The 17,383-nt window shown below is 72.9% G+C and carries 21 protein-coding genes; 11 read left to right on the plus strand and 10 right to left on the minus strand.

Features of this window, described 5'->3' with window-relative positions; translation table 11 throughout:
• Positions 1–92: 92 nt before the first annotated feature.
• Both ACIBG6_RS06570 and ACIBG6_RS06575 read left to right on the plus strand, forming a co-directional pair.
• The gene (locus tag ACIBG6_RS06570; protein WP_399221440.1) at positions 93–389 is read left to right on the plus strand and encodes a hypothetical protein; all 297 of its coding nucleotides are present in this window, start codon (positions 93–95) and stop codon (positions 387–389) included.
• 110 nt (positions 390–499) lie between these two features.
• Entirely contained in the window at positions 500–1,822 is a 1,323-nt protein-coding gene (locus tag ACIBG6_RS06575; RefSeq protein WP_399221441.1) for a M20 family metallopeptidase, read from the plus strand.
• Positions 1,823–1,838: 16 nt separating this feature from the next.
• Here the strand turns inward: ACIBG6_RS06575 and ACIBG6_RS06580 are convergent, their stop codons facing one another.
• Positions 1,839–2,726 carry a LysR family transcriptional regulator gene (locus ACIBG6_RS06580; protein WP_399221442.1) on the minus strand — a complete coding sequence of 296 codons (888 nt, stop codon included), beginning with the start codon at positions 2,724–2,726 and terminating at the stop codon, positions 1,839–1,841.
• A 150-nt stretch (positions 2,727–2,876) separates the two neighbouring features.
• On the opposite strand from ACIBG6_RS06580, the gene ACIBG6_RS06585 reads away from it, so the two are divergent.
• Complete coding sequence (locus ACIBG6_RS06585) at positions 2,877–4,175, plus strand: MFS transporter (protein ID WP_399221443.1); 1,299 nt, start codon at positions 2,877–2,879, stop codon at positions 4,173–4,175.
• Positions 4,172–4,492: a cupin gene (locus tag ACIBG6_RS06590; RefSeq protein WP_399221444.1), complete on the plus strand. Its 321-nt coding sequence runs from the start codon at positions 4,172–4,174 to the stop codon at positions 4,490–4,492. The genes ACIBG6_RS06585 and ACIBG6_RS06590 overlap by 4 nt, the downstream gene beginning before the upstream one ends.
• Positions 4,493–4,527: 35 nt before the next feature.
• On the opposite strand, the gene ACIBG6_RS06595 is transcribed toward ACIBG6_RS06590, so the two are convergent.
• On the minus strand, positions 4,528–5,031 hold the full coding sequence (locus ACIBG6_RS06595; RefSeq protein WP_399221445.1) for a tetratricopeptide repeat protein: 504 nt from the start codon (positions 5,029–5,031) through the stop codon (positions 4,528–4,530).
• Positions 5,032–5,212: 181 nt separating this feature from the next.
• Here ACIBG6_RS06595 and ACIBG6_RS06600 point away from each other — a divergent pair, with 181 nt between their 5' ends.
• Positions 5,213–6,823 carry a PHB depolymerase family esterase gene (locus ACIBG6_RS06600; protein WP_399221446.1) on the plus strand — a complete coding sequence of 537 codons (1,611 nt, stop codon included), beginning with the start codon at positions 5,213–5,215 and terminating at the stop codon, positions 6,821–6,823.
• A gap of 192 nt (positions 6,824–7,015) precedes the next feature.
• Here the strand turns inward: ACIBG6_RS06600 and ACIBG6_RS06605 are convergent, their stop codons facing one another.
• The 3 genes from ACIBG6_RS06605 to ACIBG6_RS06615 all read right to left on the minus strand — a co-directional run bounded on the left by ACIBG6_RS06605 (position 7,016) and on the right by ACIBG6_RS06615 (position 9,493).
• Positions 7,016–7,324 (minus strand): CU044_2847 family protein, encoded by a 309-nt coding sequence (locus tag ACIBG6_RS06605; RefSeq protein ID WP_399221447.1) that lies wholly within the window; start codon positions 7,322–7,324, stop codon positions 7,016–7,018.
• A 184-nt stretch (positions 7,325–7,508) separates the two neighbouring features.
• Positions 7,509–8,846, minus strand: coding sequence for an Ig-like domain-containing protein (locus ACIBG6_RS06610; protein ID WP_399221448.1), 1,338 nt, complete (start codon positions 8,844–8,846; stop codon positions 7,509–7,511).
• A 161-nt stretch (positions 8,847–9,007) separates the two neighbouring features.
• Positions 9,008–9,493, minus strand: a complete 486-nt coding sequence (locus ACIBG6_RS06615) for an SRPBCC family protein (RefSeq protein WP_399221449.1) — start codon at positions 9,491–9,493, stop codon at positions 9,008–9,010.
• Positions 9,494–9,659: 166 nt separating this feature from the next.
• Between ACIBG6_RS06615 and ACIBG6_RS06620 the strand changes: the two genes are divergently transcribed.
• Entirely contained in the window at positions 9,660–10,244 is a 585-nt protein-coding gene (locus tag ACIBG6_RS06620; protein ID WP_399221450.1) for a PadR family transcriptional regulator, read from the plus strand.
• Between the two features lie 105 nt (positions 10,245–10,349).
• Complete coding sequence (locus tag ACIBG6_RS06625; protein ID WP_399221451.1) at positions 10,350–10,799, plus strand: peroxiredoxin; 450 nt, start codon at positions 10,350–10,352, stop codon at positions 10,797–10,799.
• A 17-nt stretch (positions 10,800–10,816) separates the two neighbouring features.
• On the opposite strand, the gene ACIBG6_RS06630 is transcribed toward ACIBG6_RS06625, so the two are convergent.
• Together ACIBG6_RS06630 and ACIBG6_RS06635 are read right to left on the minus strand one after the other, a co-directional pair.
• Positions 10,817–11,170: an SHOCT domain-containing protein gene (locus tag ACIBG6_RS06630; RefSeq protein WP_399221452.1), complete on the minus strand. Its 354-nt coding sequence runs from the start codon at positions 11,168–11,170 to the stop codon at positions 10,817–10,819.
• Positions 11,171–11,179: 9 nt separating this feature from the next.
• A complete protein-coding gene (locus ACIBG6_RS06635; protein ID WP_399221453.1) occupies positions 11,180–11,617 on the minus strand; it encodes a DUF6325 family protein in 438 nt (145 codons plus the stop codon).
• Between the two features lie 159 nt (positions 11,618–11,776).
• Here ACIBG6_RS06635 and ACIBG6_RS06640 point away from each other — a divergent pair, with 159 nt between their 5' ends.
• The 4 genes from ACIBG6_RS06640 to ACIBG6_RS06655 all read left to right on the plus strand — a co-directional run bounded on the left by ACIBG6_RS06640 (position 11,777) and on the right by ACIBG6_RS06655 (position 14,895).
• Entirely contained in the window at positions 11,777–12,175 is a 399-nt protein-coding gene (locus ACIBG6_RS06640) for an SHOCT domain-containing protein (protein WP_399221454.1), read from the plus strand.
• Between the two features lie 103 nt (positions 12,176–12,278).
• The gene (locus tag ACIBG6_RS06645) at positions 12,279–12,722 is read left to right on the plus strand and encodes an RrF2 family transcriptional regulator (protein WP_399221455.1); all 444 of its coding nucleotides are present in this window, start codon (positions 12,279–12,281) and stop codon (positions 12,720–12,722) included.
• Positions 12,723–12,795: 73 nt separating this feature from the next.
• A complete protein-coding gene (locus tag ACIBG6_RS06650; RefSeq protein ID WP_399221457.1) occupies positions 12,796–13,986 on the plus strand; it encodes a globin domain-containing protein in 1,191 nt (396 codons plus the stop codon).
• Positions 13,987–14,124: 138 nt separating this feature from the next.
• On the plus strand, positions 14,125–14,895 hold the full coding sequence (locus tag ACIBG6_RS06655) for a rod shape-determining protein MreC (protein WP_399221459.1): 771 nt from the start codon (positions 14,125–14,127) through the stop codon (positions 14,893–14,895).
• A 52-nt stretch (positions 14,896–14,947) separates the two neighbouring features.
• On the opposite strand, the gene ACIBG6_RS06660 is transcribed toward ACIBG6_RS06655, so the two are convergent.
• The 3 genes from ACIBG6_RS06660 to ACIBG6_RS06670 all read right to left on the minus strand — a co-directional run bounded on the left by ACIBG6_RS06660 (position 14,948) and on the right by ACIBG6_RS06670 (position 17,234).
• Positions 14,948–15,319, minus strand: a complete 372-nt coding sequence (locus ACIBG6_RS06660; RefSeq protein WP_399221460.1) for a peptidase inhibitor family I36 protein — start codon at positions 15,317–15,319, stop codon at positions 14,948–14,950.
• Positions 15,316–16,029: a hypothetical protein gene (locus ACIBG6_RS06665; protein WP_399221462.1), complete on the minus strand. Its 714-nt coding sequence runs from the start codon at positions 16,027–16,029 to the stop codon at positions 15,316–15,318. The genes ACIBG6_RS06660 and ACIBG6_RS06665 overlap by 4 nt, the downstream gene beginning before the upstream one ends.
• A 374-nt stretch (positions 16,030–16,403) precedes the next feature.
• Positions 16,404–17,234 (minus strand): polysaccharide deacetylase family protein, encoded by an 831-nt coding sequence (locus tag ACIBG6_RS06670; RefSeq protein ID WP_399221464.1) that lies wholly within the window; start codon positions 17,232–17,234, stop codon positions 16,404–16,406.
• Positions 17,235–17,383 lie beyond the last annotated feature (149 nt).

A 17,383-nucleotide genomic window follows, 5' to 3' on the forward strand; every position in this document is an offset into this window, starting at 1 on the left:
ACCCCAGGCCATTGCGGTCCCCACCGCACACCCCCTGTCCCGTACCGGACGGAGGGTGTGCGGCGTCCGGGCCCCGGTGCGATCAGGCGGTGATGACCACCGCCTCCGAACCGGCCGACCGCCTCGCGGCGTTCGGGAACCACCTCGTCGACGTGCACATCTGGCTCCGCGAGGAGCTCGCCCGCCTCCGCGAGGACGTGGACTCCTTCCTCTCCGGCGGCGCCGACCGCCCCCGGAACCCGCGGGCGCACTGCCTCGCCTTCTGCGGCCTCATCGCCCTGGTGGACTCGCACTTCACGTACGAGGAGAACAAGCTCGTCACGGCCCTCAACGAACTCGGCGCTCCCCTGCCGGACGACTTCACGCTCTCCGACCTGACCGGCCGCTGACACACCGAGGGCCTGTCCGGTCCTGATCCACCGGACAGGCCCTGAGTGCGAGGCTGGTGGGGCACGGTCCCCATGGCCACGGCGCGAGCCGGTACGAGAGGGAGTCCCCGTTGAGCACGGAGTCGATGCACGGCGAACTGGACGAGCGGGCAGCGAAGGTGGCGGATCGGGTGGTCGCCTGGCGGCGCCATCTGCACCGGCATCCTGAGCTGTCCAACCGGGAGGTCGAGACGGCCCGGCTGGTGGCCGACGAACTCCGCGCGCTCGGCCTCGACGAGGTGCGTACCGGCATCGCGGGTCACGGCGTCGTGGGCGTCCTGCGAGGTACGGCCCCGTCACCGGGCGGGCGGGTCGTGGCACTCCGGGCGGACATGGACGCGCTGCCGGTCAAGGACCTGTGCGGGGCGGAGTTCGCCTCCGAGGTCGTCGACGCCGACTATCCGGGCGGCCCGTTCCCCGTCTCGCACGCCTGCGGACACGACTGCCACACGGCGATGGTGCTCGGCGCGGCGGCGGTGCTCGCCGGGGTCCGGGGCCGCCTCCCCGGCACCGTGCTCTTCGTCTTCCAGCCCGCCGAGGAGGGCCCGCCGGTGACCGAGGAGGGCGGGGCACGGGCCATGGTCGAGGCGGGCGCCTTCGCCGACCCGGTGCCGACGATGGCGTTCGGGCTGCACGTGACGCCCTATCCGAAGGGGCACGTGGGGTACCGGATCGGCAATCAGTACGCCGCTTCCGCGCTCGTCCGCATCGTCGTCACCGGGAAGCAGACGCACGGTTCCACGCCCTGGGAGGGCGTCGATCCGATGCCGGCGGTGGGGGCGGTCCTGACGGGCGTCGGCCAGCTGTACCGCCAGGTCTCCGCCTTCGCTCCGGTCACGGTCTCCATCGGGCATGTGGAAGACGTCGGCCGGTTCAACATCATCGGGCAGACGGTGACGCTGTGGGGCACGGTCCGGTGCGCCGTCGAGACGGACATGGCGGAGGTCCAGCGGCGGCTCACGACGCTCGTGGAGCACTCCGCGGCGGCGTACGGGGCGACGGCCTCGGTGGAGTACCTCCAGTCCGTACCACCCGTGCACAACAGCCGACCGTGGGTCGAGTCGGCGCTGCCGACCTTCCGCCGGGTCGTGGGCGAGGAGCGGGTGGTGGAGACCGGCGGGACGCTCGGGTACGACGACGTCTCCGAGTTCGTCCGCCGCTTCGGCGGCCTGTACGTGATGCTCGGCGTCCAGGACGCGGCCCTGGACGCATCGGGCCGGCCGGTGCCGGTGCCCGGCGGGCGCGGGATCGTCACCAACCACAACCCGCACTTCTACGCGGACGACGACGCCCTCGTCACCGGCGTCCGGCTCCACGCCCACGTGGCGTACGACCATCTGACGGGGACGCTGGTGGCCCCCGCGCCCGTCCCCGCGCCCGCCGACGTGCCGTAGGGGCGCACCGGACGGGTCAGGGTCCTGCGGCGCCGACCGCCTCGACGAAGGCCCTGAGCAGTGCGGAGTCCGCGGCCGTGGGCCAGACCAGGCCGTACTCGACGGGCGGGGCGTCACGCAGGGGGACGTAGGCGATGCCGGGGCGCGGGTGGTAGCGGGCGCCCAGCGCCGCGCCGGGGGCGACGCCCCGGCCGGCGCCGACGTGGGAGAGGACCTCCTGCCAGGTCGCCGCGACCGGTCCCCGGCCGACGGGGGCGCCTGACGGGGTGCGGCGGGGGTAGTGGTGGTCGCGCCAGTACGAGGGGCTCGCGCCCTCGGGGGCGATCAGGGCCAGTCCCGCGAGGTCCTCCAGGCCGAGGGACGCCCGGCCCGCCAGCGGATGAGCCGTGGGCAGGAGCAGGACCCGTTCCTCGGCGACGACGACGGGACCGGTGGTCAGGTCCGGCTCGCGGACGGGGAAGGCGACGAACTGGACGTCGAGCGTTCCGTCCCGGAGGGGGCCGAATCCCCCGTCGAGCGGTACCTCTCGGACGCTGATCTCGCAGCCGGGGTAGCGGGCGAGCAGGGTGTCGGCTGCGGTCGTGAGCAGGTCGCCGCCCCAGGGCGTGGCGAAGCCGGTCCGCAGTCCGCCGTGGACGCCCCGCCCGGCCTCGGTGGCGCGTTCGAGCGCGGCGCGCAGCTGCCGGTAGGCGGGCAGCAGGTCCTCGTACAGGCGCAGGCCGACGGGGGTGAGGTGGACGCTGCGGCTGGTGCGGGCGAACAGCGGGGTGCCGACACGGCGCTCCAGCTTCTTGACGGTCTGGCTGATCCGGCCGGTGGAGACGCCGAGGCGCTCGGCGGTGCGCCCGAAGTGGAGCTCCTCGGCGAGCGTGAGGAACGCCTCCAGTTCGTACCGTTCGAGCATCGGACCCCTCCTGATCGGCTCCAGATCGGCTGCTGATCTTCTCCTGATCGTTGAGCGTGACTCAACGCCGGTTCGATGATCGCATCTTGTTCGGCGGGGGTGGCGGCGAGGAGCCTTGGGGCGTCGCCCTCCCCGTACGGAAGAGAGTCCGTGGAACCCAGTCCCCTCGCCGCACCCGTGGTGTCCGCACCCGCCCGGACCGTGAACGTCCTGCTCTTCGCCGTGGCCGGCGCGGTCACCGTCGCCAACATCTACTTCCCGCAGCCGCTGCTCGCCGCCGTCGCACGCGGCCTGGAGGTCTCGGAGCGGACGGCGGGGCTGATCGCCTCCGCGGCCCAGATCGGGTACGCGCTCGGCATCCTGCTGCTCGTGCCGCTCGCCGACACCGCGCGGCTGCGCCGGCTCACCTCGGTGCTGCTCGCGCTGACCTGTGTCTCGCTGCTCGTCGCCGCGGCCGCGCCGGACGTGGTCACGCTGACGCTCGCCACGCTGGCCCTCTCCACCACGACGGTGCTGCCGCAGATCCTCACCCCGGTGGCGGCCGTGCTCGCGGGTCCGGGACGGCGGGGCAGGGTCGTCGGGCTCGTCGGGCTCGGCCTCACACTGGGCTCGACGCTGTCCCGCACGGTCTCGGGCGCCGTGACCGACGCGAGCGGGAGCTGGCGCGCGGCGTACGTGGTGGCCGCGGCGGCGACGGCGGCGCTGCTGTGGGTCCTGCCCCGGCGGCTGCCCGAGCGGATGGGCGCGCCGCCGGAGGAGCGGCGCCGTTCCTCGTACCTCCGGCTCCTGGCCGGGCTGCCCCGGCTGCTCGCCGACCACCGGGAGCTGCGGATCTCGGCGCTGCTCGGGGCGTGCGTCTTCGCCGCGTTCAGCGTCTTCTGGGCCGTGCTCGCGTTCCATCTTGCCGCCCCGCCCCTCGGGTACGGGCCGGGCGCCGCCGGGCTCTTCGGGGTGCTGACCCTGCCCGCGGCGCTGCTCTCGGCGGCGGCCGGACCGATGGCCGACCGGTACGGGCCGCAGGCGGTGAACGCCGCGGGTCTGGCGGCCGCCGGGGTCGGTCTCGGGGTGGCGGGGTTCGCCCCGTACTCCCCCGTGGCGCTCGTGGCCGGGGCCAATCTGCTGGTCGTCGGGGTCAGCTCGTGCCAGGTGGCCAGTCAGGCCCGGATCTTCGCGATCGGGCGGGCCGTGGCGGCCCGGGTGAACACCGTCTTCATGCTGGCGACGTTCGGCGGCGGGGCCCTCGGTTCGCTCGCCGGATCCTGGCTCTACACGGCGTACGGCTGGTCGGCCGCCCTGCTCGCGGCGGGGGCGTGCGTCGGGGGCGCGGGTCTCGTGGTGGCCGTGGTGGCGCGACCGGCGGTCCCGAGTTGCGGCCCGGACGCCACACGGGAGGCTGGGGGTATCCGCCCGAGCACCTCGCAGGAGAGCACCCCGCAGGGAGAGACATGATCCTGGACCTCACCGCGCTCGCCGACGAACACCTGGCCGCGGCCCGCACCGCGCCGCACGGGCGCAGCGCCCATCTGGTCATGCACGACGGGGTGCTCCGGCAGACCGTCATCGCCCTGACCTCGGGCACGTCCCTGGACGAGCACAACGCCCCGCCGGCCGCGAGCCTCCAGGTGCTGCGGGGTCGGGTGAAGCTGACGGCGGCCGGATGGGCGGAGGAGGTGCCGGCGCAGGCGCTGCGGATGATCCCCAAGGAGCGGCACGGGCTGACCGCCCTCGAGGACGCGGTGGTCCTCCTGACCGCCGTGAACGACTGACGAACGCCTCGCGGGTACGCGACGGCGGCCGGCGGTCACTCGGTCGCGTCGAGATCCTCGGCGTAGTGCTCGATGGCCCGCCGGTACGCGCGTACGGACGGGTCGTCGCTGGTGGCGGCCACCAGGCGCAGCAGGGTCCGGACGGACTCGTGGTGCTGCCCCGTGTTGTAGAGCGCCATGGCCAGGAAGGTGCGCAGGGCCCCGTCCTCGGGGAACTCCTCGGCGGCGGCGGTCAGCAGCGTGACGGCGTCGTCGTACCGGCCGAGGACCCGGTAGGTGCTGCCGAGGCCGAGGAGGGCGCCGCGCCGGTCGTCCGGGGTGAGTCCGGCACCGGCGAGCGCGCGCTCGTAGTACGGCACGGCCTCCACCTCCAGGCCGAGGGCGTCGTGCACCCAGGCCGCCTGGTACGCGACCTCCGCGTCCTCCGGACGGCGTGCGGCGAGGTCGACGAGCAGCTCGCGCGCCTCCTCCTTACGACCCTGTTCCCGCAGGGCGACCGCCTCGGCGAGCGGGTCCTTCTGCTTCTCGTGATGCTCCATGGCGGCATCCTCGCAGCTCGCGCGGCCGGGATCGCACAGGGGTCCCGCTCCGGCTGCCAGGTGACGGGCCGCCATACCGGCCCGGAGGGTTTGTGGCGTCCTCCCCCATGGCTGGCGCCTCCTGACCGGCCGTAGCCTCCCGGCCGACCCTCCGTCAGGACCGAGCCGCCCGGGAGACCCCATGCGTTCACCCCGTCCCGCCCGCCACCGCGGGCCACGCCGTTTCGCGGCGCTGCTGCTGTGCGCCGCGGCGACCCTGTTCCCGACCGCCGTCCCGGCGGGCGCCGCCGCTCCCCCGCCCGTGCCGGGCCCGCTCCAGCCGTACGACATCGGTTCCGTGTACAGCGCGGGCGTCTCGTCCGGCGGGTACATGGCGACCCAGTTGCACGTGGCGTACTCCGGGACGTTCGACGGGTCGGCGTCCTTCGCCTCGGGGCCGTACGACTGCGCCCGCGGTGCCCTGCCCACCGCGCTCAACGCCTGTATGGACACCACGCAGAGCCTTCAGCTCGGCGCCCTGGAGCAGGCCACCCGCGACCGGTCCGCGCAAGGGCTCGTCGACCCGGTGGAGAACCTGGCCGACGACCCCGTGTACGTCTTCAGCGGCTCGAACGACTCGACCGTGAAACGGCCGGTCGCGGACGCCCTCGCCGACTACTACGGCCGCTTCGGCGCCCGGGTCCGCTACGACCGGTCCACGGCGGCGGGGCACGCCTGGATCACCCCGCTCGGCCCCAACTCGTGCACGGTGACGCAGAGCCCGTACCTGAACGACTGCGGCACCGACGCCGAGGGCGCGCTGCTCGGGCACCTCTTCGGATCGGTCGCGGCGCCCGGTTCCGGGACGGCCGGCTCGCTGATCCGCTTCGACCAGGACGCGTACGCACCGGGCGGTTCGGCTGCGGCGCTCTCGATGGGGAAGGACGGTTTCGCGTACGTGCCGGCGTCGTGCGCGGGCGGGGCGCGCTGCAAGCTCCTCGTGGCGCTGCACGGCTGCAAGCAGGGGTACGCGTACCAGGGTTTCGGGACCCGGTTCGTCGAAGGCGCCTATCTGAACGAGTACGCCGACACGAACGCCATGATCGTGCTGTACCCCCAGGCCGCGCCGACGGCGACCCTGGAGAACCCCAACGGCTGCTGGAACTGGTGGGGGTACCTCGGTGACACGGCCTACGCGCGGCACGGCGGGAAGCAGATCGAGGCGGTCATGGGCATGGTGCGGGCGCTGCGCGGGGATGCGACGCCGCCGCCCGCGCCTGGGCGGACCGTGCTGGCCAGTACGGACTCCGAGGACGGGTACGTGAAGGCGGCGGCGGACGGATCCGGGGCGGCGGTGGGCACGCTGGAGGACGTGTACGGTCTCGCGCTCGGCCGGGGCACGGACGGCAAGGTGAACCGGTCGGTGGTCTCCTTCGACACCTCGCGGATCCCGGCGGGCAAGGAGGTCACCCGGGCCTGGCTGACCGTCACGCGGGCTGGCGGCGCGGGCGATCCGTGGGCCTCACCGGCCGGCAACCGGCTGGTGGCGGACGTGCGCACAGGCTGCTTCGGCGGGTGTGCGGTGGAACCCTCCGACTGGTCGGCCGCCGCGTCGGTGGCGGGCGGGGCGGAGATCGCCTCGTTCACCTCGGGCAGCGCGGTGTCGACGGACCTGTCGGCGGCCGCGCTCGCGGCGCTGAACCGGGGCGGGGTCACGCAGCTCCGGCTCGGTTTCGCGTCGACGCCCGCCGGGAGCGCGTACCTCTTCGTGAACCGGGACGCGCCGGTGACTCTCACCGTCGAGTACAGGTAGAGACTCAGGGCCGGACCCGCCGTCGGCGACGGCCTCGACGGCCGGGGCGGCGAGCTGGACTTCTCCCCGTCCCTGGTCACGGCTGCCTCGCAGGCGTGGGCCGGCCCGCTCCTGCACGAAGCGCCCATGGTGGCGGAGCCGGAAGCCGCGAACGCCCGGAAGGAGTGACGGTCGGCGGCCTGACGGTGCCGGTCAGTGGGGCGACTTCGCCCATTCGAGTGTCACCCGCAGGCTGGCGTTGGCGCTGCCCTGGACGACAAGGGCGGTGAGCTTGCCCGCGTCCAGGCCGAGCTGGCAGCCGAACTCGACGGTCGCCCGGTCGGGGGCCGCCCGGTCGAGCGCCTCGCCGATCTGCCCGGCGAAGGAGGCGAGCGCCCCGGTGACGGCGGAGAGGTCCGGGAGGCGGTCGCCGAAGCCTTCGAGCTCGGTGTCGGGGCCGAGCCGCCGCGCTTCCACGAAGAGCGTCGCGTCCCCGACCTCGACCTTGGTGACGTCCGGCATCGAAGCTCCCTGGGCGCGGCACGGCGGGGCGGGTGGCAATGCGGCAAGCAACAGGCAGGCATCAGGCAGGCAGGACGTCAGTATCACCGAGGGGTACGGGACCGGGGAGGTCCGACGGGCGCTCGGCGTGGCGCGGTCCGATCGCTCGCGGTCCCGTCGCTCGGGACCCCGTCGCGCGTACGGCTCAGAGCGCGGGGCTCAGGGACCCTGCGGCAGCCGTCGGCCCGGTGAGCGCGCTGCCGCGCCGCCACTCCGCCCAGCTGAGGTTCCAGTCCCCGAAGCCGTTGCCGAAGGGGTTCATCGGTTTCCCGTAGCCGTTGACGACCCGGACGAGGTCGCCCTCGCGGACCGTGCGGAACAGCCAGGCGGCGTCCTCGGTGCTCATCCCGGTGCAGCCGTGGCTGACGTTCTCGCTGCCCTGCGCGTCGACGGACCAGGGCGCGGCGTGCAGGTACTCACCGCTCCACGTCACCCGGGTGGCCCAGCGGACCTTGAGGTCAAAGTAATCGCGGCTGCCGCGCGCGATGCCGATCGAGTCGCCCCGCATGCGGACGAGCGGTTCCTTGCCGAGGACGACCTTGATGCCGCCCCGGGTCCGGTATCCGGCCTTCCCGGTGGTCACCGGGATCGTGCGGATCGCCCGGCCGTCGCGGAAGACGGTCATCTCCAGGGCGGACACGTCCGTGACGGCCTCGACGCGCTGTCCGGTGGTGAGGGCGAGGGGGCGCGACCGGCCGCCGTAGAGGCCGCCGCCGACGCGGAGCTCGTCGAGGGCGCTGTGCACGCGGATGGTGGTGCGTGCGGGCCAGTAGTCGCGGGGCCGGTAGTGGAGGGTGACGGAGTCGACCCAGTGCCAGGAGCCTTCGACCCTGGGTTCGGTGCGGACCTGGAGGGCGCGCTCGACGACACGGCGGGCGGCGGGGTGCTCCGTCGGCACGGGGTGGCTGAGCTCGGCGGTGATCGGCTGGCCGACGCCGTACGTCCCGCCGTTCTTGGGACCGAAAGTGACGGTGAGCCGCTCTCCCGCGGGTGCGGCAGCGGTGCGGAACTCCAGCCGGGCGAGGCGGCGGCGGGGAGTGTCGCGCCCGGCGCCGGGCCGTTCGATGACGAGGCGCGCGGTGTAGCGGCCTCCTGCGGGCAGGGCGGCGGCGCTCGTCCAGCGGGTACCGTCCGTGCTCGGCGCTCCGGCGACCCGGCGGCCGCGCCGGTCGGTCACGGTGACGTCGGCGAGCCGGCCGCGGGTGCGGAGCAGCAGGGCGACGGGGCCCTCCGCCTGCGCGCCGAGCGCGACGGGGTGCCCCGTGAGGGTGCGTCCGCCGCTCAGGGCCACCGTGTGGAGGGGTGCGGAACACAGGCCGCCGCCGGTGCCGCAGCCGTCCACCGTGACCACGGTGGTGGAGTCAGGCGCTGCGGCCGGGAGCCTGTCCGGGCCGGGCGGCGACTGGGCCGCCGTGGCGACGAGGACGACTCCGACCGCCAGGGACAGTGCTCCCCACCCCCGTACGTATCTGCGTGACGACACGTCGGACACCCTCCCTTTCCGGACGGCTGAAGCGTCGGCGGGCATCGCCGACCGCAGCATCAAAACGGATGAAAGGAGGAAAAGATGATCAAGACACCGGGTGTGGCGGCGGAGTGCCGGAGGAGACGACTCGAATGGGTCAGCAGGGGCTGGAGGGCAGGTCAGCGGGGCGGCTCGGGGAGTTCCTCACCGGTCTCCAGAAGGGACTTGAGACTGGAGATCAGCGCGGGCCACCCCTCCCCGATCAGTCCCTGCATGATGCCGTCGGGCTCCAGAGCGCCGTGGGTGACGGTGAGCTTGACGGTGTCACCCGAGGGCTCGACGTCGAAGGTCACCCGGGACCGGCGCTCCCGGGCCAGGCCCGCGTACACCTCCCGGTCGAGGCCGACGGCCTCCGCCCACGCCGGAGTGAAGGTGTGCCAGGTGTACGAGAGAAGACGGCCGGGCTCGGCGGCGAGGACGACCTGCTCGGGGTCGACGGTCCTGCGTCCGTTCTCGTCCCACACCATCGCGGCGCCGGGGGTCCACTCCGATTCGAAGGCCACGCCCCAGTAGCGGCGGGTGAGCTCCGGTTCGGTGAGCGCCTTCCAGACGTCGTCGGGACTGGTCCGGATGTAGGTGGTGTAGACGAACGTGTCGCTGCCCATCGCACTGCCCCTCGGATCTGCGCCCCCATGGCCTTCTCCCTCCAGCCTAGGCAGGCGCGGGATCGACGTGCCAGCGAAGAGCGGCCTCCCGCGGTCCGGTCGGCAGGTCCTGCGGCCGTTGAATAGGTGCGGAGGAAACTATTCAACGTGCTGCTAGTTTGTCCGGATGTCCCTCAAGCACGCCGTCCTCGCAGCTCTCCTGGAGGGCGAGGCCTCCGGATACGACCTGGCCAAGATCTTCGACGTGTCCGTCGCCAACTTCTGGGCCGCCACCCCGCAGCAGCTCTACCGCGAGCTGGAGCGGCTCGCCGAGGCCGGGCTCATCACGGCCCGCGTGGTGGAGCAGGAACGGCGACCGAACAAGCGGATGTTCAGTCTCACGGAGTCGGGACGACAGGATCTGTACGCCTACACGTCGGCGCCACCACGTCCGAGCGCCATCCGTGACGAGCTGATGGTCCAGGTGCAGGCCTGCGACGAGGGCGACATGGGAGCGGTCCGAGGGTTCGTGGCGGGGCGGATGGAGACGGCCCGGACCAAGCTGGCCCGCTACGACCGGCTGCGGGAGCGGATGCTCGACGGACGGGACGAGGAGACGTATCTCCGTGAGGCGGAGCGGATCGGCCCGTATCTCACGCTGATGCGCGGCCGGTTCTTCGAGGAGGAGAACCTGCGCTGGGGGGAGCGGGCCCTCGCCGTGCTCGACAAGCGTGCCGCGGCGCACGGCGGCGTGCCGGAGCCCGCCCGCTGAGCCGCTCCGCCCGGGGGTTTCGGGATCCCCTACTCTGCGGTAACGTCACCGGCCGGCCACCGGAGGCACCGGGGTCGCGTACGGACGGATCGGGGACGGACCTCCATGAACGTCGGTGACCTTGTCGAGGACTTCACCCTTCCGGATGAAACCGGCACCCCGCGCGCTCTGTCGGAGCTGCTGTCCGAGGGGCCTGTCGTCCTCTTCTTCTATCCCGCGGCGATGACTCCCGGCTGCACGGCCGAGGCCTGTCACTTCCGCGACCTCGCGGCCGAGTTCCGGGCCGCCGGGGCCCTGCCCGTGGGCATCAGCACCGACGGGGTCGAACGGCAGCTGGAATTCGCGGAGCGGCACTCCCTCGGCTATCCGCTGCTGTCGGATCCGGACGGGGCCGTGCGGGATCGGTTCGGCGTGAAGCGCGGCTTCTCGCTCGCGCCGACGAAGCGGATCACGTTCGTGATCGGCCAGGACCGGCGCGTGCGGGAAGTCGTGCGCAGCGAACTCCGTATGAGCGTGCACGCGGACCGGGCGCTGGCGGCTCTGCGGCGCGGCTGACGCCGGCCGCCCCCTGGTCAGACGCCGAGCAGCTTCGCCTTGGCGGCCGCGAACTCCTCGGGGGTGAGCAGGCCTTGCTGGGCGAGTTCACCGAGCCGCGTCAGCTGATCGGAGACCGTGGGCGCCGCTCCTGGGGCCGGCGCTCCGGCGGGCGGGAGTGGGGTCGGCGCGGGTATGGGTGCGGCGGCCTGCGGCTGTTGCTGTTGCTGCGCCTGGAGGTCGGCGATGGCTTCCTCCTGTTCCTGCTCGCGGCGCGCGGAGCGGGCGGAGCTGCGGCCCGCGGCGTAGGCCGCGCCGCCCACGAGGGCGCCGCGCAGCAGGGGCGCACCGCGGGGCCGGACGACCGGACGGAGCAGGGGACGGCGTCGCATGAACATCGGTCAGCTCCTTCCGGCCGCAGCGAGCGCGGCCTCGCGGTAGGCGTCGCGCGCCTGATCGACGTGGTCGGGCGGGATCCGCACGGTTCCGGAGATTCGGCCGCCGGCCTCGCGGATCGCCTCCGCCGCGCGCTCGGCCCAGACGTGTTCGACGAGCAGCATCAGCGCACAGGAGCCCGCTTCGAGGGTCTCGGCCGCCTCGACCGCGTCCTCGGGACCGAGCAGGTTCACTTCGGGGCCGATCTCGGCGGTGGCCTCGTCGTACTCCTCGTACTCGACGAGTTCGGACGTGGACACCTCCCCCGCGACGGACTTGACGACGACGAGCGAGTCGATCAGCCGCACCTGGCCCGCTCTGCGCAGTTCCGCGAAGGCCGTCACCGCCGCCACCTTCAACCGCTCCCCCGGGAAGGCGAGTACGACACATTCCACCGGCCCCATGACGCTCCGTTCCTCGTGCGGTCCTCGGCAGCCACCATCCGAACACGGCGGGGGGCGGGCCGCACGCCGGGCCGCCACGACATGCGGGGGCGCGGTGCCTGCACGAGACTCACTCGTACGCCAGGCCTCCCGGCCCGGGCGGGAACGGAGTGTGCAGGAATGGACGACTACCCCCTCCTCAACGTCTTCTGGACCATGCTGTGGTTCTTCATCTGGATCATGTGGCTCTTCCTGCTCTTCAAGGTGATCACCGACATCTTCCGTGACCACGACCTCGGCGGCTGGGGCAAGGCCGGCTGGCTGATCTTCTGCATCCTGCTCCCCTATCTCGGCGTGCTGGTCTACGTCATCGCCCGCGGCAAGAGCATGGGGCAGCGTGACATCAAGCAGGCCAAGGCCTCCGAGGCCGCGTTCCAGGACTACATCCGCAAGACGGCGGGGACGACGCCGGCGGCCGGCGGCGCCACCGACGAACTGGTGCGGCTCGCGGACCTGAAGGAGAAGGGCGCCATCACGCACGAGGAGTTCGAGAAGGCAAAGGCCAAGGTCCTGGCCTGAGAACAGGGACAGGGCCAGGAGCAGGGTAGGCGGTGTGCGGGCCACGGGCTCGCACGCCGCCCCTTAATACGTAGGCAAGATACCGCTTTGATAGGGTCGGCTCGTGAGGCTGACGAAGTTCACCGACCTGGCGCTCCGTGCCGTGATGCGCCTGGCGGTCATCGCGCAGGACGAGTCCGTCACCACGCGCGAGGTGGCGGAGTCGATGGACGTGCCCTACGCCCACATGGCGAAGGTCGTCACGCGACTCCAGCATCTCGGTGTGGTCGAGGCGCGGCGCGGCCGTGGCGGCGGGCTGGTCCTGACGGAGCTGGGCAGGCGTTCCTCGGTGGGCTGGCTGGCCCGCACCCTGGAGGGCGAGGAGGAGGTCGTCGACTGCGAGGGCGACCCTCCGTGCCCCCTGCGTACGGCATGCCGACTACGGGGTGCGCTGCGCGAGGCGCAGGAGGCGTTCTACCGCGTGCTCGACCCGCTGACCGTGGCGGAGCTCGTCGCCTCGCCGACGGGACCACTGCTCCTCTCCCTCACTCCGCGCCCCTCCCCCTGAACCGTGCGGGTTGCCCTTCTCGGCACACGCACAGCTTTAAATACGCAGATCATCTACCAGATTGAGAGTTCCCATGCTGTCAGAGCAGGCCGCCCCGGTCATCCGTGCCACTCTGCCCGCCGTCGGAGGCGCGCTCGACGAGATCACCGAGCGCTTCTACGCGCGGCTCTTCGCCGCCCATCCCGAGCTGCTCCGCGATCTGTTCAACCGGGGGAACCAGGCCAACGGCGAGCAGCGGAAGGCGCTGGCGGGCTCGATAGCCGCCTTCGCGGTCGCCCTGCTCGAACACCCGGGCAGCCGCCCGGATCTCATGCTGTCCCGCATCGCGCACAAGCACGCCTCGCTGGGCGTCACCGCCGAGCAGTACAAGACGGTGCACGAGCACCTCTTCGCCGCGATCGTCGAGGTCCTCGGCGACGCGGTCACCCCCGAGGTCGCCGAGGCATGGGACGAGGTGTACTGGCTGATGGCCAACGCGCTCATTGCCGTGGAGGCCCGGCTCTACCAGGAGACCGGCGTCCCCGAGGGCGAGGTCTGGCGGCCGATGGAGATCGCCGAGCGCCGCGAGGAGACGTCCGACACCGTGTCCTTCGTCCTGCGGCACGCCGACGGGACCCCGCCGGCCGCGTTCCGCCCGGGTCAGTACGTGAGCGTCCAGGTCACGCTGCCCGACGGCGCCCGGCAGATCCGTCAGTACAGCCTCTCCGCCGCTCCCGGGCACCCGCAGTGGCGAATCACGGTGAAGCGGGTCGACGGCGACCCGGCGGGCGAGGTCTCCTCCTGGCTGCACGCCCACGCCCGCGCGGGCGACACCGTGGAGGTGTCGGCACCCTTCGGCGACTTGGTCCTGCCCGAGGGCGACGGGCCGCTGCTGCTCGCTTCCGCCGGCATCGGCAGCACCCCGATGCTGGCGATGCTCGACCACCTGGCGGCCACCGGATCGACCCGCCCGGTCGTGGTCGCGCACGCGGACCGCTCCCCGGCGTCCCACGCACACGCCGCCGAGCTGCACCGCCTCGTGGAGGCGCTGCCGCAGGCGACCCTGCACCTCTGGTACGAGGAGCCGGGCGAGGGCTCCGTGGCGCTGCGGGGCCGCGCCGACGTCACCGCGCTCGATCTCCCCACGGGCACGACGGCGTACCTCTGCGGGCCGCTGCCGTTCCTCCGCACGGTGCGCGGCGACCTCCTCACCCGCGGGACGGCCGCGGCCGACATCCACTACGAGGTCTTCGGCCCGGACCTGTGGCTCGGCGCCGAGAGCTGACGCTTCCTCCCTGAAGGGCTCGGCCGCCGCCTCTGCCTTCGATAGCCAAGCAGCATGGCGTTCATGCTGCGGATCCTGCATAGTGAGGGCGCGTATCGGCCTCGCAATCAGCGGGTACGGAGTGAATGGACGGAAGCGATGGGATCGTTCGGATCAGTCGGCGGCGGCCGGGCCACGGGGCGGCGCCCGGTGCGCGGGATCGCGCTCGACATCGGTAGCTCGCGGACCCGGGCGTGGGCCCCGGGTGCGGGTGTCTTCGCGGACGTGCCGAGCGGTCCCGTACGGCGCGGCCGGGTGACCGACGCGGACTCCCAGCTCCGGTTGCTGCGGCGGCTGGCGGCCGCCGCGCCCGGCGACGGCGGACACGACACCGTCGTGATGCTGACCCACCCGGTGCTCGCCGCTCCGGCGGAACGGGAGGCCGCGCGCCGGATGGTGGACGGGCTCGGCCCGGCGCGGGTCATCGCCGTGGACAGCGCCCGCGCCGCCGCTGCCTATGCCGCCCCGCCCGGCGGCGGCCCCCTGCTCGTGGTCGACCTCGGCGCCCAGCTGACCGAGGTGACCCTCGTCGTCGACGGTCTGGTCGAGGACGCGCGGCTGGCCGAGATGGGCGTCGACGACGTTCCGGAGTCGGGACAGGTGCCCGACGCGATCGCCGGTACGGCCGCGGACCTGGTCAGCGATTTGTGGCGGCACGACGGCACCGGGGCCGTGCGCGGCGCGCTGCGCCGCGGAGTGCTGGTGACCGGCGGAGGCGCGCTCCGGCTGGACGTGACGAGCCGCCTGGCACACCTCCTCCGGGCCCGGCTGCGGCTGGCGAACGACCCGTCGACGAGCGTCGTCCGTGGCGCGGGGCTGATGCTGGCCTCCGCCCTGCGCCACCCGGGCGGCCCGCTCGGCCGCGATTGATCCGGCAAGACGATCCGGTCGGGTCTTCCGGCCGGCTCGTGCGGTCGGAGGTTCAGCAGCCCATCGACCAGGTGTGGGAGTCACCGCGGTCGTTGGCTGCGCCGTTGTAGCCGACCTCCTGCCCCGGGGCCAGACAGATCGTCATGCTGCCTCCCTGCCAGGCGCTCTCGTAGACCTTGACGTGATCCTTGATGCCGGGTCCCGAGATGCCGTGGTTGGCCCAGGAGGAGTCGGTGTCGGAGACCCAGCTCTCCCACCAGCCGTCGTCTCCGCTCCAGTTGGCACGCTGGCCGCCGAAGTTCGAGTCCTGCCAGACGCAGAACTCCCCGCTGGGGCATTCGGCGGCCCCCGCGGAGGTGGAGAGGGCGAGGCCGGCGGTGACGGCGAGCAGTGGCGCCGCGGAGAGGGCGAGGATGCGCTTCACGAGTGGTCGTGGCCTTTCTGCGGATGGGTGGGCGCGGGCAGTTCGGCTGCCCGCAGCAGCGCGCGGTCGCGCAGCTGCCGGTATGCGGTGAGCTGGTCGCGGTGCAGGGTCCGCACGACGACCAGCTCGACGGCCTCCAGCCGGGCGCGGACGTCGTCGAGCCCGCTCTCCTGGGCACAGCGGGTGGCGACGGCCGGAGCGGGACTGGCGGGTCGCGGGCGGTCGGGCGGGGTCACGCACCGGGCCCAGCGAGCGAGTGCCTCCTGATGGGCGGGGTCGTCGCGTATGCGGGCCTGGGCCTCGGCGCGAAGGTTGTCGACGGTGACCTGGGCCCGGAACCAGCGGCGGGGGTCGCCGTACAGTCGACCTCGCGCGGCGGCGAGGCAGCCGTCTTGATGGGCGGTGACAGTGGCACCCGTGGCGAGCGTGACGGAGAGCTCGCGGGGCCCCGCTCCGAAGAGGGCCGCCTGAAGGGTCCGGTCCTCGTCCGGGGCGCGGGCCCGTGCCGTGAGGGTGAGGCCCCGGTCCGCCAGACAGCCGACGACGAGCCGGTGCTCGGCTGCCTTCAAGAGGGCGTCCTGGGCTGCCCGACCGGCCGGGACACCCGGCTCCCCGGGCCCGCCCTGACCGACGACGGTGCAGCCGGAGAGGAGCAGGGAGGCGGCTGCGGTGACGAGGGCGCGGCGGGCGCGCGGTGTGCAGCGGAGCATGAGGTCCCCTTCGAACGTCCCGGGTCGGTGGGGTCCGGGTGATCGTCCGGAGGGCCCGGGAAGATCACTGCCCGGGGCCGGACCGGCCATGCCGAGCCTCACTCGAACGAGTCGAACGCGCCGGATCACGCGCCCCTCGGGCGCTGTTTCACCACCCCGTGGGGAGGTTCGGGGCACGACAAAGCCCCGGTTGGACGGGGGATTCCAACCGGGGCCGTTAGCCGTGACACCGAAGAGCGGTCACCTCTGGGGGGGACCTTGGGGACCGGACCCCTTCGCCGTCACATACGTATGAACGGTAAACCTCTCCGGAATGTTCCGTGTACTCCCGAGTGGGCGATGTGAGTCACCTCACCCGGTTTCGGCAGGTCTCGTCATTCGGTCTCGGGGGCGTAGACGACCCCGGGCTCGGCCTTTCCGGGGGCGAGAAGTTCCGGCACCGTCACGAACGTGAAGCCCCGGTTCTTGAGCTCGTCGATGATCGAGGGGACGGCCGGCACGGTGCCGTCGTAGATGTCGTGGAGCAGGATGATCCCGTCACGCCGCGACTGGTCGATCACACGCTGGCGTATCACCGCGGAGTCGGTGGTGGAGTAGTCCTTGGCGGTGACGCTCCACAGTATCTGCGCGAGGCCGAGCTCCTTGCTGACCTCGGAGACCGTGGCGTCGGTGCGGCCCTGCGGCGGGCGCATCAGCGTGGGCTTGCGGCCGGTGATCTTCTCTACGGCGGTCTGGGTGCGTGCCAGTTCCTCACGGACCTCGGCCTCGTCGAGGTCCGTCAGGATCCGGTGGCTCCAGGTGTGGTTGGCGACCTCGTGCCCCTCGTCGGCGATGCGCTTGACGACCTGGGGGTAGCGATCGACGTGCTTCCTGCCGAGCAGGAAGAAGGTCGCGGGGACCCGCTTCTCCTTGAGAATGTCGAGGAGCCGGGGCGTGTCCTTGCCCGGCCCGGCGTCGAAGGTCAGCGCTATGCACTTCACCTCGGCGCAGTCCACGCGCCGGGCACCCGCGCCCGTGCCGCCCTTGTCGTCCGTCCCGGCCTCGCTTTGCGTCCCGGCCTCGCCGTCCGCCTTCCCGGCCTTGCCCCGGGCGTCCTGCGGCGTGACCCGGTCGACCCCGCACCCGCCCAGCGTCAGCATCAGCGACGCGGCGGCGAACACGACGGCCGCCGTCCCCCTGCGACTGCCCGGCCTGAATCGGAACATGGTGAGACCCGCTTTCCCCTGTGATGACGTCGGTACGGTCGCCACCGCCTGGTCAGGACGGATCATGCGACGTCAGGGACTCTACACACGGTGTATACCGGGTGATCACAGGGGGGTGCTCCAGGCGCCCGCGGGCATGCGTGAGCCCC

The organism is Streptomyces sp. NPDC050842 (genome assembly GCF_044456565.1).
Classification (GTDB): domain Bacteria; phylum Actinomycetota; class Actinomycetes; order Streptomycetales; family Streptomycetaceae; genus Streptomyces.